General features: G+C 47.2%; 10 protein-coding genes. 8 read left to right on the forward strand and 2 right to left on the reverse strand.

Features of this window, described 5'->3' with window-relative positions; genetic code table 11:
• Window positions 1-57 precede the first annotated feature (57 nt).
• Entirely contained in the window at window positions 58-2,025 is a 1,968-nt protein-coding gene (locus AACS05_RS18545; protein WP_339374226.1) for a sensor domain-containing phosphodiesterase, read from the reverse strand.
• A 1,027-nt stretch (window positions 2,026-3,052) separates the two neighbouring features.
• Here AACS05_RS18545 and AACS05_RS18550 point away from each other — a divergent pair.
• From AACS05_RS18550 to lapD, 5 genes are read left to right on the forward strand one after another with little or no spacing between them, the layout of a single operon-like run.
• Window positions 3,053-5,245: a putative bifunctional diguanylate cyclase/phosphodiesterase gene (locus tag AACS05_RS18550; protein ID WP_045446754.1), complete on the forward strand. Its 2,193-nt coding sequence runs from the start codon at window positions 3,053-3,055 to the stop codon at window positions 5,243-5,245.
• Window positions 5,211-6,170, forward strand: coding sequence for a transporter substrate-binding domain-containing protein (locus tag AACS05_RS18555; RefSeq protein ID WP_223307007.1), 960 nt, complete (start codon window positions 5,211-5,213; stop codon window positions 6,168-6,170). Before AACS05_RS18550 ends, AACS05_RS18555 begins: the two co-directional genes overlap by 35 nt.
• Window positions 6,154-7,047 (forward strand): transporter substrate-binding domain-containing protein, encoded by an 894-nt coding sequence (locus tag AACS05_RS18560; RefSeq protein ID WP_045446760.1) that lies wholly within the window; start codon window positions 6,154-6,156, stop codon window positions 7,045-7,047. The genes AACS05_RS18555 and AACS05_RS18560 overlap by 17 nt, the downstream gene beginning before the upstream one ends.
• A gap of 32 nt (window positions 7,048-7,079) precedes the next feature.
• A complete protein-coding gene (gene lapG, locus AACS05_RS18565; protein ID WP_339374227.1) occupies window positions 7,080-7,742 on the forward strand; it encodes a cysteine protease LapG in 663 nt (220 codons plus the stop codon).
• Window positions 7,743-7,751: 9 nt separating this feature from the next.
• On the forward strand, window positions 7,752-9,686 hold the full coding sequence (gene lapD, locus AACS05_RS18570) for a cyclic di-GMP receptor LapD (RefSeq protein WP_045446762.1): 1,935 nt from the start codon (window positions 7,752-7,754) through the stop codon (window positions 9,684-9,686).
• 38 nt (window positions 9,687-9,724) lie between these two features.
• Here the strand turns inward: lapD and AACS05_RS18575 are convergent, their stop codons facing one another.
• On the reverse strand, window positions 9,725-10,006 hold the full coding sequence (locus AACS05_RS18575; RefSeq protein WP_045446764.1) for a hypothetical protein: 282 nt from the start codon (window positions 10,004-10,006) through the stop codon (window positions 9,725-9,727).
• A 478-nt stretch (window positions 10,007-10,484) separates the two neighbouring features.
• On the opposite strand from AACS05_RS18575, the gene AACS05_RS18580 reads away from it, so the two are divergent.
• The 3 genes from AACS05_RS18580 (at window position 10,485) to AACS05_RS18590 (ending at window position 15,467) form a co-directional block, all read left to right on the forward strand.
• Window positions 10,485-11,828 carry a TolC family outer membrane protein gene (locus tag AACS05_RS18580; RefSeq protein WP_045446766.1) on the forward strand — a complete coding sequence of 448 codons (1,344 nt, stop codon included), beginning with the start codon at window positions 10,485-10,487 and terminating at the stop codon, window positions 11,826-11,828.
• 86 nt (window positions 11,829-11,914) lie between these two features.
• Entirely contained in the window at window positions 11,915-14,107 is a 2,193-nt protein-coding gene (locus AACS05_RS18585; RefSeq protein ID WP_223307008.1) for a type I secretion system permease/ATPase, read from the forward strand.
• Window positions 14,094-15,467: an HlyD family type I secretion periplasmic adaptor subunit gene (locus AACS05_RS18590; protein ID WP_045446770.1), complete on the forward strand. Its 1,374-nt coding sequence runs from the start codon at window positions 14,094-14,096 to the stop codon at window positions 15,465-15,467. The genes AACS05_RS18585 and AACS05_RS18590 overlap by 14 nt, the downstream gene beginning before the upstream one ends.
• The last annotated feature ends 7 nt before the right edge of the window (window positions 15,468-15,474 follow it).

Below are 15,474 nucleotides of genomic sequence, written 5' to 3' on the forward strand. Positions count from 1 at the left end.
GTTCTCTACCTGAGAAGAAACTGCTCTTTTTTGAGTCATAATTGCGTTAGCGCTACGCTATTCCAGCGTGAGCAGCGGCGTCGGCTTGCCGATGTGATATCCCTGTAACCACCCCACATTCATTTTTTCCAGGCATGCCTGAATATTGGCGTTTTCAACAAACTCAGCCACCACCTGCATATTCTTCATTTCGGCGACGCGGCAGAATGACTCAACGATGTAGTAGCTGATTTCACTTTCAGTGATCCGTCGAATAAATGAGCCATCTATTTTCAAAATATCTGCTTCGATATTCATCAGACGTGCATGACTGGCGAACCCGGTACCGAAATCATCAATCGCTACGCGGCATCCCAGCTTGCGAATTAAACATAGCGTTTCAACGGTTTGTTCTTTATCTGACAGCGTATCGGCTTCGGTTATCTCAAAAATAACCCGCTGGGGATCCACCGCGTAATCCTGTAAGAGTTTTGTGATCTGCGAGACAATGTTTGAACGGCATACCGTCACCGGGGCCAGATTAATAGAGAAACAACGTTTGGGGTGGCTCGACATCGCTTTCAGAGTATTTTCTATTACCCATAAGTCGATTTCTGGTGCCAATCCAGCCTCATGCGCAACCGGCAGAAAACTATTTGGTGGAATAAATTCCCCCTTATCATTCAGCATGCGGATCAATATTTCATGATACGGATCTTCACCATTGGTACTGACTATTGGCTGAGCCATCAGTACAAATGCATTGTTATCCAGTGCATTTTGTAATGCCGTGCGAATATCCGTTTTATCGACAATGTGGTTACCGAGGATCCGACTATGCTGCGCTTCAAGATTTTCAGGTCGGCCATTGGTCAGCGATAAACCCGCAGCCATGCCCAGTTTGCCAACCAATTGATAGATGTCATCGCTAATATCATTAATCAGGCAATAACCCAGGCCACTACGAAACCCCAGCCGCTGGTTGTTATGAAAGAGGCGAAAACTGTTGGCGGCCTGATACAAATCGCATAATCGCTCGTACGTACAATTTTCAAGCCTGATCAGCAGATCATAACCGGCGTGATAATAAACTTTCTCACTTTCAACTAAATATCGCTGCAGATGTTCAGCCAGAATCTTCTGGTAGCGTGCGCGAAAATGAAAACCATAGCGGCGGGAAAAGAGTTCCAGCTCAGGCAACTGAATCAGGCAGACCGTTGCGTGATCGGTAGTAAATAACTCTGTCTTCAGCGCCCGTAAATTCGCCATTCCCGTCATCGGGTCAGTCAGCCCCAACAACAAGGCCTGGCTAAACCGCTGACGGGTAAATTTAGCCAATGCTCCCATGACAACAATAGTGAGAGAAAAGACAATGATAAGCGTTGAAACCAGCGCCTGATGCAGCATAAAACTTTCGTCGCTGGCGATATAAGTGTCGGTATGCTTACCTAAAATAATTAACACGATTGTCCACACCAGCATGGTAAACGAGTGGCCAATCTTTATGGCTCCCCACAGCATTAACGGGAACAGTAGAATCAGGCAATAGAACGAGAAAAAAATATTCGTAATATTCGGTGATGTTAAACATAACATCAGACAAACCAGCAGCGTCCACCATGTAATAACACCGTATGCGCTGACATCACTTTTACCCTGATAGCCAGGGGACTTCTTAAATGTAAACAGATACGACGGGCGACGCAGGATCCGAAAGACTTTGTAGAAAAAGGGAATTCCCGTCAGACAACCGCTGGTGATCCCCTGGATGCGCACCAGCATTTCCAGACTTAATACATGTAAATTAGCCACATCCGGGCGCAGGTTATGATGAAAAAATACGGCCAATATTTTACTTAAAACCAGGTACAGCAAAATATTGAAACCACATAGCCAGACTATGCGATTTAGGCTGATTTTGATGCGACCAAAGCTGGCGCGGCTACGCTTGCCCGTTATTTTGCGGTAAATTGCATAGCTCAATGTTGATGCCATCGTCAGGCATAGCGCATCCACCCGTCCATCTTGTGGACCAACCAGAAACATTACCGTCAAAAACAGAATAAATCCTGGTAGTCCCCGAAAACCAAAAAGTACCAACGCGGCGGAAAAAACGGCCAACTTGAGATCGTAAACTGTTAAAATATTATTATTGAAAATACAGTAACCGTTAAGATATTGTGCCAGCAGATAAAAAAGTCCAGGCAAGGCTAGTGGCAGGCACCATTCCTGAATACTTTTGACAGAATTTGTCTTTATTATTGCGTCCAAATCAATTTATCCGCTATACACCATGCTCTGGGTAATTCGAGTTGCAGGGCAAGAGTGGCTGCCGACGGGCTTACTGTAGTAAGTGATTCGGATGAATAAACGCAGCCAATGCTTATACAACTTAAAGTATGACGAGCATATACCAACAGGACTTTAATCCCGGCTTTAATGTTACAAACAAATCCATTTGGCTCAGTAGATTAACTATCGTGAAGTTTTTAACATTGAACGCGCACTGAGAAAATAAAGTAAGGTTCTGTAATGAAGAAACCATCTTATTCAGTTCGAATCAGAAAATAAACCATCAGTTATAGATAAAAATGGACATTGCATGAGAGAAGAAATGCTCTTTAGCCTCATAAAAAGGCGCCTAATTCATTGACGCGCCTCAAGTTATAAGTTTCACGCACACTCATTCCCGGCACATCTTACCAGTGCGCGCAAATTTAATTCTCAGACAGTATTAATGTCAACTTTAATATAATGAAGGAATTATGATAGAAAATGTATTTTAATGTACAGTTTTGCCTGTTGACGAAATGGACAGCGTTACCTATATTCGTAACCCGTTATTTTTTTCATTACCCTATCTGATCACCTGTAAATCACTTGTGGTGACAGAGGGATTTCATACCTTTCATCTATTGTAAACGGTTGAATACGGTTAGCGCGTAACAACCGGAGCACACATGTAGCGCTGCGCAGTTTCAATATAGTAAGCGAAATAGCCTAATGAGACAGGCTCTGAGCAGTAAAAAGTCTATTCAGCATATATTAGTATTATCAGGAATTAACGAAATCCGTGGCAAAGTCTCTGTTTTCCCTTAAAGCAGTTAACGGGTGGCAACATTCAATCACCGGCAAAATAACTCAGTTTTTGCTGGCGGGGATCATCATCGCTTTTAGCGCGGGGGCCTTTACCAGTTGGAGTTTGATAGACAACTTTTCCTATCAGCAGTGGGTGCAGAGAGCTGAGGCGAATGCCCAGATCATGACCTACATTATTCGCAGCGTATATACCAACGTTTCAGTTGAAACCAGCGACGCAGGGCAGATATCCCGTATCGTATCGGACAGGCAACTTGGTGATACTGACTCTATTCTCCAGACCGGTTATAACCCTGTAGATGTTCTGGCTCTGGCATCAGTACAAACACATAACCCTACCTGGCTGTTCCTCTATACGCCAGATAAGGGATTTGTAGGCATCAACAATAAATCAGAAGAGGGAGACGGGATAATCTCCTTCGCCGATCGTCGCCCCCATGACGTACTGGTCAATTACTATATCGGGTTCGCCCAAATTAACGGCGAAGAGTGCTTCATCAGTGCTGTGCCTATTCTGACGCCGTCAGGTGAAATCCTCGGTAGTCTGATCAGCAGCATCGGTAAGAAAAGCGATCTGTACGCTGCCTACGATGCGATGCTGAAAAAAAGCGGTGTCATTTTCGTATTAATTTTACTGGTGACGCTGGCGCTGGTAACAATGTTCATGCGTCGCTTATTCCGCCCGGTTCCGCTACTGATTAACTCCCTTACCCGCATTGCCAGGGAAGAAACCGACTGCGTAACCCCTTATCTCGATCAGGACGATGAGATTGGGCATCTGGCAGGCGCTATTGAAAAATTACGGGTTGCCATGAAAGAACGCGGCTATCTGCAGCGCATGCATGAAATGTCGCAAAAGATGGAACATATGGCCCATCATGACTCGCTGACTGGCTTACCAAACCGTGTCTCTTTTGGTCTGGCGCTGGATAAGCGTGTCAGTGAAATCCATCAGGAAGGAAAGCAGTTCAACCTGCTGTTGATTGACCTCGACAACTTCAAGCCAGTGAATGATACCTTCGGCCACAAAGCGGGCGATGAAGTGTTAGTCAGCGTTGCCCAGCGTCTGCAGTTACTGCTGGGACCGGATGATATGGCGGCCCGTCTGGGCGGCGATGAATTTGCTATTTTGCAACAGGTCAGCGATAACGCCGTCAAAGAAGCTAATCGCCTGTCAAAGCGCATCATCCGTGCGCTGAGCACACCATTTAGCTCAAGCTCCCACACCTTTTCTATTAGTTGCAGCATTGGCATCACCACCGCACCTTATCAGGGCAATAACACCTCGACATTGATGATCAACGCTGACCTTGCCATGTATGCGTCTAAACATCATGGCCGCGGTTGCTTCCATTTCTTCGAAGATGGCATGGTCATGAAGCAAACACACAGCCTGTTCATTAACCAGGAAATTATTGATGGAATTGATAACGAGGAGTTCGAACTGCACTATCAGCCCATCGTTAATCTGGAAGATGAAAGTATCTGCGGATATGAATCACTGATTCGCTGGAATCACCCGACCAAGGGACTGATTTATCCTGACTATTTTATCAATATTGCCGAAAGCTCTGGTCTGATTGTGCGTTTAGGCGAATGGATTATTCGCCAGTCCTGCGAAGCGGCCGCCAAATGGCCGGAACGAATCCGCATTGCTGTCAACGTATCAGCCTACCAGTTGCACAGCCCCGGGCTGGTCGACGTCATCAAAGATGCATTACGCACCAGCCATCTTTCGGCTGACCGCCTTGAAATAGAGATCACCGAATCCGAAAAACTGGATAAATCTATTGCGCTACCCGTTCTGCAAGAGATTCGCTCAATGGGGATCGACATCGCGATGGACGATCTGGGGACAGGATATGCGGCACTGGATTATTTGCTGATCTACCCTTTCACGCGGATCAAGATTGCCCGAACGCTTATCGATAAGCTCGAGCAGGATAATGCCAGTCAGTATTTGATTGTGATGCTGATCCAGTTTGCTCACAAATACAATATCTCAGTCACTGCGGAAGGCGTGGAAACACCGCTCCAGCGCGACATCCTGCGTGATATAAAGTGCAAAAATGTTCAGGGGTACTTCTTTAGCTATCCGCTTCGCGAACGCGAGGTACTGTCTGCTTTTGCCGATGTCCTTATCGAAGAAGAGCCAGCCCATGCCTGAGATATTACGTTTGACGAAGCAAATGCTGCTCGTCGTTTCTTTGTTAATCTCTCTCTCAGCGCACTGCGCAACGAGCCTTCCGCAGGGGGTGAACACACTTGAGCAGATTGCCAGTAAGAATACGATCAGCCTCGGTTACCAGGATGATGCGTTTCCGTTCTCTTATCTGGAGGGGAAATCTCCCACTGGCTATTCCATTGATATTTGCAAAAATATCGTCAGCGCACTCAAAACCAAGCTCCAGCTTAAAAAGCTGAGAATTGAGTGGGTAAAAGCAAATTCGGCATCACAGTTTGTGCTGATTAAAAAACACATGGCAGATATCATGTGCATTCCTGCTTTTTATTCAAAAAGTCGACACAACCTCAGTGAGTTCTCACTGCCGTTTTACTTTTCCAGTACCCGCTATATGATGCGGAAAAATGAATACAACAACGCTCTGGAAGAACTGTCCGGACACAGCGTCCTGGTAAAAAGCGGAACGGTATACGTAGACCAATTACAAAAAATCAATGCGGCAAATGCCCTGAATATTAACATTGAACTTGATACCAACAACACTATCGCCTTCCATGAGATCCAGAGCGGTGAATATTCTGCGCTTATTTCCAGCACCGTATTACTTAAGGGTATGATTGCACAAGCTGAAAATCCTGAGGACTATAAGTTATCCAATATTGCGCTCAGCGATCCTCTTCCCGCAGGGCTACTAATCCCTTTACACGATAAAGAATTTAAAGAGTTTGTTGATAGCACATTATCCTCACTGATAACCAGCAATGAGTTCACCGTCCTCTACACTAAATGGTTTCAGTCTCCGATACCACCAAAAGCCATCAATTTAAACATCCCCATGTCAGACAATCTGAAAGCATTAACGGCGGCTAAAAAGAAGATCAGTTTTGATTATGAAAAGTATAATTAATAATGAGATGACAATGGTGAAACGCGCCATGCACTGGTTGATCTTACTGGTTGGCATTATCGTGTCCCCTGTACTGATGGCACAGCAGGATGCCTCGACGCTTGAGCATATTCAGAACAACAGCGTACTGAACGTCGGTTATCGTCAGCTCCCTCCCTTCTCCTTTACCGACCACAACGGTAAAGTTACAGGTTATACTATTGCGGTATGTAACATCATTGCGGATAAATTACGCCTGTATTTGAAGCTCGATACCTTGACCATTCATTATATTCCGGTGAATTTTGCTGAGCGATTTTCAGCGTTAAAAAATCGTAAAATAGATATGGACTGTAGTGTAAATGCTAATGCGCCAGAACGTATTTCCAGTGTTTCATTTTCTGTCGATTACTATATCGCAAAAATGCGCATCATCTCTTTACGTAGAAATAATATACATACGATTGAAGATCTAAAAGGAAGAACGGTAAGTCTGCCAGGCAGCTCGAAAGATTTACTGGAATTCAATAAGACCAACAGAGAGAGACATCTCAATATTTCAACGATGACTTCCACAACGATAAACGGTGCATTTAATAAAATGGCGCAGAATGAATCCGCGGCATTCTTTATTGATGATATCCTGGCCTATCCTTTGATTAATCATAGTGAACATCCTGAAATATTCAGTATATCCGCAGAAACAATCGGCACTGATATGCACTATGCGATTATGATGAGGAAAAACGACCCACGGTTTGTGGCGTTTGTAGACAGTACCCTGAAGACTATTTTTGCCTCACAGACAGACGTACAGTTGCGCAAAAAATGGCTGATGCCCTATTCCTGCCAAAATATGAAAAATCAGCCACCAATCGGTTGTCCACAGCGCAATTGAACATTATCAGCGTCTGTTCACTCCCTCGATTATTGCGCCTCTGGAAGCTTCCCGGGGCGCTATTACTGCTATTAGCGGTCAATTCGTTACGTGCAGCATGGGATTTCGCCACGATCATGCAGAAGACCGATGCACTCTATGGACCAGCCAATGCAGTCGCTCAACAGCGTATCAACGCCTGGCAACAGCTTTTAATTCAATTACGTAATGCAGACGAAAAAACGCAATTACGCGAGGTAAACCGGTTTTTTAATATTCAATTACGCTACGCCGAAGATAGCGACATCTGGCATAGCGTGGACTATTGGGCAACACCCGTGGAGTCCCTGCGCAAAGGTGAAGCGGACTGTGAAGACTACGCCATCGCGAAGTATTTCACTCTCCGACAGTTGGGCGTTGCTGACGATAAACTGCGCATCACCTACGTTAAAGCCCTGCGCTATAACAGGGCGCACATGGTGTTGACCTGGTATGCCACGCCTGGCGCCACTCCTCTGGTACTCGATAGCCTGACAAACACCCTTTCACCTGCCACGCAGCGTATGGATTTATTACCTGTTTACTCCTTTAACGAGAGTGGTCTCTGGCTGCCTGGCAATCAGAACAATAAACGTATTGGGGACAGCAAGAGACTTTCTCGCTGGCAGCAAGTATTCACAAAAATGCGGGAAGAAGGCTTCCCAATGGATAAATAGGAATCGTCAGTGTCTCTTTTTAAACAGTTACTATTGGCAATATCTCTCTTTATGATGATTGTGTTCAGCGGCAGCTTTATCGTGACGCTGGAGAGTTCTCGCAATCAGTACAGCAACCAGCTTCTTGCACATGCCCAGGACGCGGCAACGGCTCTGGGCGTTTCGCTCACACCAAACATCGACGATCCGGCAATGATTGAGCTGATGGTAAGCTCAATTTTTGATAGCGGCTATTACCAAAAAATCCGCATTGTTGATCTGACAAACGGAACAACGATGCTTGAACGGCACGCTGCGGCGTCAATACCGAATGTTCCCGGCTGGTTTGTTGATCTGGTGGATGTGGCACCACAAACAGGCCACGCGACAATCATGCGGGGCTGGCAACAAGGCGCACGCGTGGACGTCACCAGCGATCCTATCTTTGCGGTTCAGCGTCTGTGGAGCAGCACATTAGGTAATCTTATCTGGATGCTTTCCTGCAGCCTCGCCTGCCTGCTCGCAGGCATTCTGCTGTTGCGTAAACTGCTGCGCCCGCTCAATTATCTGGCGAAACAATCGGAAGCCATTACACGTCGCGAATTTTTGACGTTGCAAGAACTGCCTAAAACACCGGAACTACGGCGCGTCGTCGGAGCCATGAATTTGATGGCCACTAAACTCAAATCATTATTTGAAGAACAAGCCATCAACAGCGAGCGCCTGCACAATGAAGCTTATCTCGACAGCCAGACCGGTATTGCAAATCGTCGGGCGTTCGATATGCAGTTACAGGCGCGCCTGAGTGATACCGATACCGCACCAGGATATTTGATGTTGATCCGCGTTCAGGATTTAGGGGGGCTGAACCAGCGGTTTGGTGGGCCACATACCGATAAACTGTTGCTCAACATTGCCAACCTGCTGAATACGCATAAAGCAAAGTATGCTCCCCTCGACAGTACACTCGCCCGTATTCGTGGTGGCGAGTTCGCCCTGATCTGCCCAGGTGTCACACAGGGTGAAATGCTGGAACTGCGCCATTCACTCACGCAAAAGCTGACCTCATTTTATGCCACTGGAATGTCAGACCAGCAGCCGGTCGCCTACTCAAGCATGGTGCCATTCAGCGCTGGAGATAACGCGCAATCGCTGTTGATTCAGGCCGACCGCCAGTTGGTGGAAGCAGAAACGCACACCGACCATCAGGGCGTTACCGCCATCGGGGTGGCAACGGTGAACGAAGATCAGCATTTGTGGTTTGTTCGCCTGGAACAGGCGCTGGAGAACCAGCAATTTCAGTTGGTTTATCAGCCCGTTGTGGATTGTCATCAGCCGGATAAGATCCTGCATTACAAGGTACTGTCGCGCATTGTTGATGAACAGGGTAATACCATTAATGCGGGTCGATTCCTGCCGTGGATCCACCGCTTTGGCTGGAGTCATCGCCTTGACAAGGTAATGTTAAAACTGACCTTAAATCAGCTAAAAATCGCCCCCGGAATGTTAGCATTGAGTATTTCTGGCAGCTCGCTAGCCAATGCCAGTGCTATTTCCGAGCTCTTAAATCCACTGAGATACTCCCCTAAGCTTGCCAGTCAGTTGATCCTTGAACTGGATGAAAGCCAGTTGCCAGGGCCGGGCCAGATGGCGATGTTTGTTAAAGCCGTGAGTCAGCTTCGCTGCTCGCTGGGCCTGCAACACTTCGGTAGCCGCTTCGATATGATTGGGCATCTTTCGCAATGGGGACTTGCCTGGCTGAAAATCGACAGCAGTTACATCCGCAATATCGATAAAGAAAAAGATAAGCAGTTGTTTATTGAAGTGTTGTGCAACGCCACACGCAGTATTGATTTACCGCTAATTGCTGAGCGTGTTGAAACAGAAGGTGAACTAAAAGTACTACAGGCATTGGGGGTTGACGGTGCAATGGGGCAGCTTTTGGGTGAACCCGCTCCACGTTGAAAAAACAGGCAGGCTGCGTAGTAGTCTGCCTGTTGAGATTAAAAAATGCGATCATCGCCGCCAAGCAATTGCTCTAACCCGCCAAGTTCCTGACGGGCATTCGCACGATTCATCAGTTTAACCTGCGCCTTCGGCGGGAGATCCGTAATGGCAATAACACCTTTACGGATCAACAGGTAAATCAGATCGTCCAGCACGCGTACCATTTCCAGGTCACTCTTTTGCAGCATGGCGAGGAACTGTTGGTTATCAATTTCAGCGCTTTTGCTGTCGTTTTCACTCGCGGACTGCATGTTTGTATCAGGTGGTAGCGAATTCATGTTATTGCCTTATATGTGATGTGACGCGGCTGCCCTGTCCCATAGAGAAGTAATTATTGTTTGGTGAATATGTTTTTTTGGCTATCGGTGAAAACGGCGTACCGTGAACAGCACTCGGCGTTAAGCACCTCGAGTAATTTCCTGACCATAACCTTACTCAACTCTCATCATTATTTTTATAACCCTATTAATAAACTCACAAACAAATATCACATTAAATTAATGTAAACATTAAGCACTCAATATGGAAAAATACACATTTTTAAAAACGTATTTATATGAGACTTGACTGACAAATGAATATAATAAAAAATAACTAAAATTAAAACACGATATGACAGAACATGTTTCTGAATAGCCGCATGCAATATTCGATCTGGATAATTCATGTTTGTTAATTAATATCACGCATTTGTAAAAATAGATGATGGTGAAGACATATGGATGTCATAACCGTGAGATACAGGGCATTCATGTTATGAAGATATTTTTAGTTTTTCTGCTTTCGTTGTTTTCAATAAATTCAGCCTCTGCAGAAGACTTACGCAACACCGTTAAAGATGCATTAGCTAATCATCCAGAAGTTAATGCGGCGATAAATAGTCGTTACTCTTCAGAACAAGATCTTCGTGCCGCACAAGGTGGGTATTTACCGTCGCTGAATTTGAATGCGGAGGCTGGACGCAAAAATATTGATGATGCAACAACCCGCGCCGCTGGCAGCGCTAACGGTATGACCCAGTCTCCCAATGAGGCAACGCTTAGCCTGGAGCAAAATGTGTTTAATGGTTTTGCAACCACCAGCGAAGTCGCCCGGCAAAAAGCCACCGTTGACTCACGCGCTTACAGCGTTATGAACACCAGCGAAAACACTGCATTCTCTGTGATTCAGGCCTACTTTGATGTGCTGCAACGTGAAGAATTTGTCCGCCTTGCCGAGGACGATCTGGCAAACCATGAACGCATTTACGATCAAATAAAACTTCGTACCGATCAGGGCGTTGGCCGTTCAGGCGACTTTATGCAAGCTGAAGCTCGCCTGGCGCAAGCACGTAACAATTTGCTGACCGAGCAAACCAATCTTGAAGATGCGAAAACCACCTTTTTCAGCGTAACAGGTATGGATCCGGAAGGTTTAAGCCAGCCGGAAAGCATCGATACACAGCTCCCGACCTCGCTTGAAGACGCCAAAAGTAGGATGGAGAAAAACAGTCCATTACTGAAGTCTGCCAATGCGGATATTGAAGCCGCACACCAGCAGTACGAAGCGACAAAATCAACCTTCTATCCACGTGTTGACGTTGAACTGTCACGCGGGATCAGCAACAACACGGATACCACCAGTGCGCACGCGGAACAGTGGGAGGCAATGGTAAAACTGCATTACAACCTGTACCAGGGCGGCAGCGACAAAGCGACTATGGATTCTCGCGCCTACCTGCATAAGCAGGCTCAGGATGTGCGCAATAACACATTACGACAGATGAATCAGGAATTGCGTCTGGCCTGGACTGCATTACAAAACGCACGTGCCCAGCTACCATCGGCAGAAGAATATGCCGACCGTAGCGTAAAAGTACGTACCGCTTATCAGGATCAATTCAGTCTTGGCGAACGTACACTACTGGATTTACTTGATAGTGAAAATGAAGTTTTCTCATCAAAACGTCGGCTTGTTGAATTGCGATATCTGGCTGTAACCAGCGGATATCGTATTAGCGAAAGAACGGGTGAATTAATGAATGTTCTAAAAATCACCCCGCCTCCATCAGGGCAACCAGTGGATTCTGAAGAAGAAACCAACTTGCCCGAACTGCATTAATAATAAATTAAAATAAATCTCTGACTCCGCGCACTTATCATTAGCTTGCTATTATTTTAAGTGTGCGTTCAGAAATGGTTGCTAAAATGAGTGCACAAGCCGAATTATTAAATGATGTCCCCGAGAATACTTATCGCAGCTCGTCTCAACAGCACGATCCCCGTAGCCATAATGATGACCCGCTATTAGATAGTTTGCTTATTCTCTGCTCTCTGCACGGTAAGCAGGCCAGCCGTTCAACATTAAGCAGCGGCCTGCCATTAGAAAACAATCAACTCACGCTGAATATTTTCCCACGTGCTGCGGCACGAGCTGGTTTAAAAGCGCGAGTGGTAACACGCTCACTCGATAAGATCCCGGCGATGTCTTTGCCTGCCATCCTGATACTGCGTTCCGGCGGAACAGGTGTGTTGCTGGCATGGAACGACGATGGCAGCGCCCGTTTTATGCCCAGTGAAAGTGAAGGCGGGGAAATATGTGTCGATTTAACAACGCTTGAACACAACTATGGCGGAAAGGCTATTTTTGCTCACCCGCGCCACGAATTCGATTTGCAGACAGAAGCTTTTCTGCCTCGTACTAAATCCTGGTTTAAAGACACGCTCAGGCTATCACGCTTTCTGTATCTGGATGCTGTGCTGGCCAGCCTGCTGATCAACCTGATCGCTCTCGGCACGCCGCTTTTTACCATGAACGTCTATGACCGCGTTGTACCGAATCAGGCTACAGTCACATTGTGGGTACTGGCAGTGGGAATCTGTCTGGCCTTTATATTTGATCTGATTTTGAAAATGCTGCGCGGCATCTGCCTTGATATTGCTGGCAAAAAGAGCGATCTCATTATTTCATCGACCTTGTTCGAACGCATTGTCGGCATGGAAATGAAAGAGCGCCCACCCCGGGTGGGTAGCTTCGCGCAAAACATCCATGAGTTTCAGTCTCTGCGTGACTTTCTCTCGTCACTCACATTGACGACGATTATTGACCTGCCTTTTACCCTGCTATTGCTGATTGTCATTGGCATCATCGGCGGCGCACTGGCATGGATCCCCGTACTCACGCTACCCATTGCCCTGCTGTGCAGTTGGGCACTGCAAAACCCGGTCAATGCTGCGGTGGCAAAAACCATGAGCCTGGCCAGCGAACGCCAGGCGCTGCTCATTGAGACACTCAGCAGTCTGGACGCCATAAAAGTGAATAATGCGCAGAGCGAACGCCAGTTTCAATGGGAACAAACGTTGGGTAGCCTGAGCCGCCTGGAACTCCGGGTAAAAACTTTATCCAGCCTGGCGAGCAACCTGACTGGCTGGTTCCAGCAAATTTCAGGCGTCGTGATGATCGTCGTCGGCGTGTACATGATTATCGGCGGTAAACTGAGTATGGGGGGGTTGATCGCCTGCTATATGCTTAACGGCCGCGCATTAATGCCGATGGGTCAGCTTACCGGCCTCATTGCACGTTATCAGCAGGCAAAGCTGACCATCAAAAATACTGACAAGATGATGTCGCTGGCACAGGAACGTCGTGCAGATGAAAGCCCGCTCAATCGGGAACAGTTACAGGGCAGCATTGAATTTCGCGATGTAGATTTCAGTTACCCGGAACAAAAAAACCTGACACTGCACAAAATAAATCTGACCATTCAGCCAGGTGAACGTATCGGTATTATCGGGCGTAGCGGTTCAGGTAAAAGCTCTCTCAGTAAACTTCTCGTCAATCTTTATCAGCCCTGCGCCGGAAACATTCTGATAGACGGTATCGATGCCCGCCAGTTAGACGTTAACGATCTGCGTCACAGCATCGGCTACGTGCCACAGGATATCCAGTTATTCAACGGAACACTGCGAGACAACCTGCTGTGCGGAGCACGATATGTTGATGATGAAACCATGCTGCGTGCAGCGGAACTGGCAGGGGTCAACGATTTTGCGCGCCTGCATCCTGATGGCTATAACCTGCAGGTCGGCGAACGCGGCTCCCAACTGTCCGGCGGGCAGCGCCAGGCGGTCGCATTAGCCCGCGCGCTGTTACTTGCTCCCCCTATTCTACTACTTGATGAACCCACCAGCTCAATGGATAACACCAGCGAGGAGAGGCTTAAACATGCTCTTGCACCCTGTATCGCGGGTAAAACATTATTACTGGTCACCCATCGCGCCTCTATGCTGTCGCTGGTTGAGCGCCTGATTATTGTTGATAAGGGACGTATCATCGCAGATGGTCCAAAAGCGGTGGTGATGGATGCGTTAAAAAAGGGGCAGATAAATGCTTCTCACTGAGATCCTGACTCGTGCTCGCCACTATATGCAGCGCTACTTTCGCGGCCGCGATGAAAATCAAACCGACAGTATCAATGAAGTCAGTTTGGCCATTATTGATGACGCCCCCAGGGTTATTCGGCTCACGCTGTGGGTGATCCTCACGTTGGTTGTCCTGTCTTTCGTGTGGGCTGGTTTTGCAAAAATTGATGAAGTGACGCGCGGTGAAGGCAAAGCCATCCCCTCATCCAAACTACAAAAAATACAGAATCTGGAAGGTGGGATCGTGACCCGGCTTTATGTCCACGAAGGGCAAATCGTCAATGCGGGTACCCCGTTACTGCATCTTGATGACACGCGCTTTGCCTCAAACGTTGGTGAAACAGAGGCCGATAAACTCGGTTTACGGGCGAAGGTAGAACGGCTGACAGCGGAAGTGGAGAACCGGGATTTTATTATCTCGCAAGACATTGCGTCTCAAGCGCCTGACGTCGCCAGGGGGGAAACCGAGCTGTATAACAGCCGTCGGGAACAGTTTCGCAACGAAATATCCGGGCTTGAAGAACAGCTGGTACAGAAAAAACAGGAGCTACGAGACGTTGAATCGAAGCAAGATCAGTTTAAGCACAGCCTGGACTTAATCCGCCAGGAGATCAAAATGTCGGAGCCTCTGCTCGCTTCAGGCGCAATTTCTAAAGTCGAGCTGCTGCGCCTGCGCCGTACTGAAGTGGAAACCGCCGGGCAGTTAAATTCGACGAACCTAACGCTTCCCAAAGCCTCGTCAGAGATTAAAGAGATTGAGAATAAAATCGGCGAAAACCGCGGTCGTTTTCAAAGCGATGCGCTCGCACAGTTGAACGAAGCCCGCACCAATCTGAGTAAAGCCCAGGCCAGCGTAAAAGCCCTCGAAGACAGAGTTAACCGAACCATGGTCACGTCACCGGTGCGTGGTATCGTCCAGCAGGTGATGGTGAATACAATCGGCGGAGTTATTCAGCCGGGAAGCGACCTGGTTGAAATCGTCCCACTGGATGACAAGCTCCTCATCGAAGCCAAAATACAGCCTCGTGATATCGCCTTCCTTCATCCAGGACAGCATGCAATGGTGAAATTTACCGCCTACGACTACACCATCTATGGCGGTCTGAAAGGTGAAGTGGTCCAGATAAGTCCTGACACTGTTACAGATAAACAAGGCCGAAGCTTCTACGTTGTTCGCCTGCAAACGGACAAAAACTACCTGGGGACAAAAGAGCATCCAATGTTGATCATTCCAGGCATGGTCGCGACTGTCGATATTCTAACCGGCAAGAAAACGATTTTAAGCTATCTGCTGAAACCGATTCTTCGGGCGCGCGCAGAAGCGCTCAGAGAGCGTTAATCACTTA

Origin of the sequence: Citrobacter sp. S-77 (assembly GCF_963864895.1) — a bacterium.
Lineage (GTDB): Bacteria > Pseudomonadota > Gammaproteobacteria > Enterobacterales > Enterobacteriaceae > Citrobacter > Citrobacter murliniae.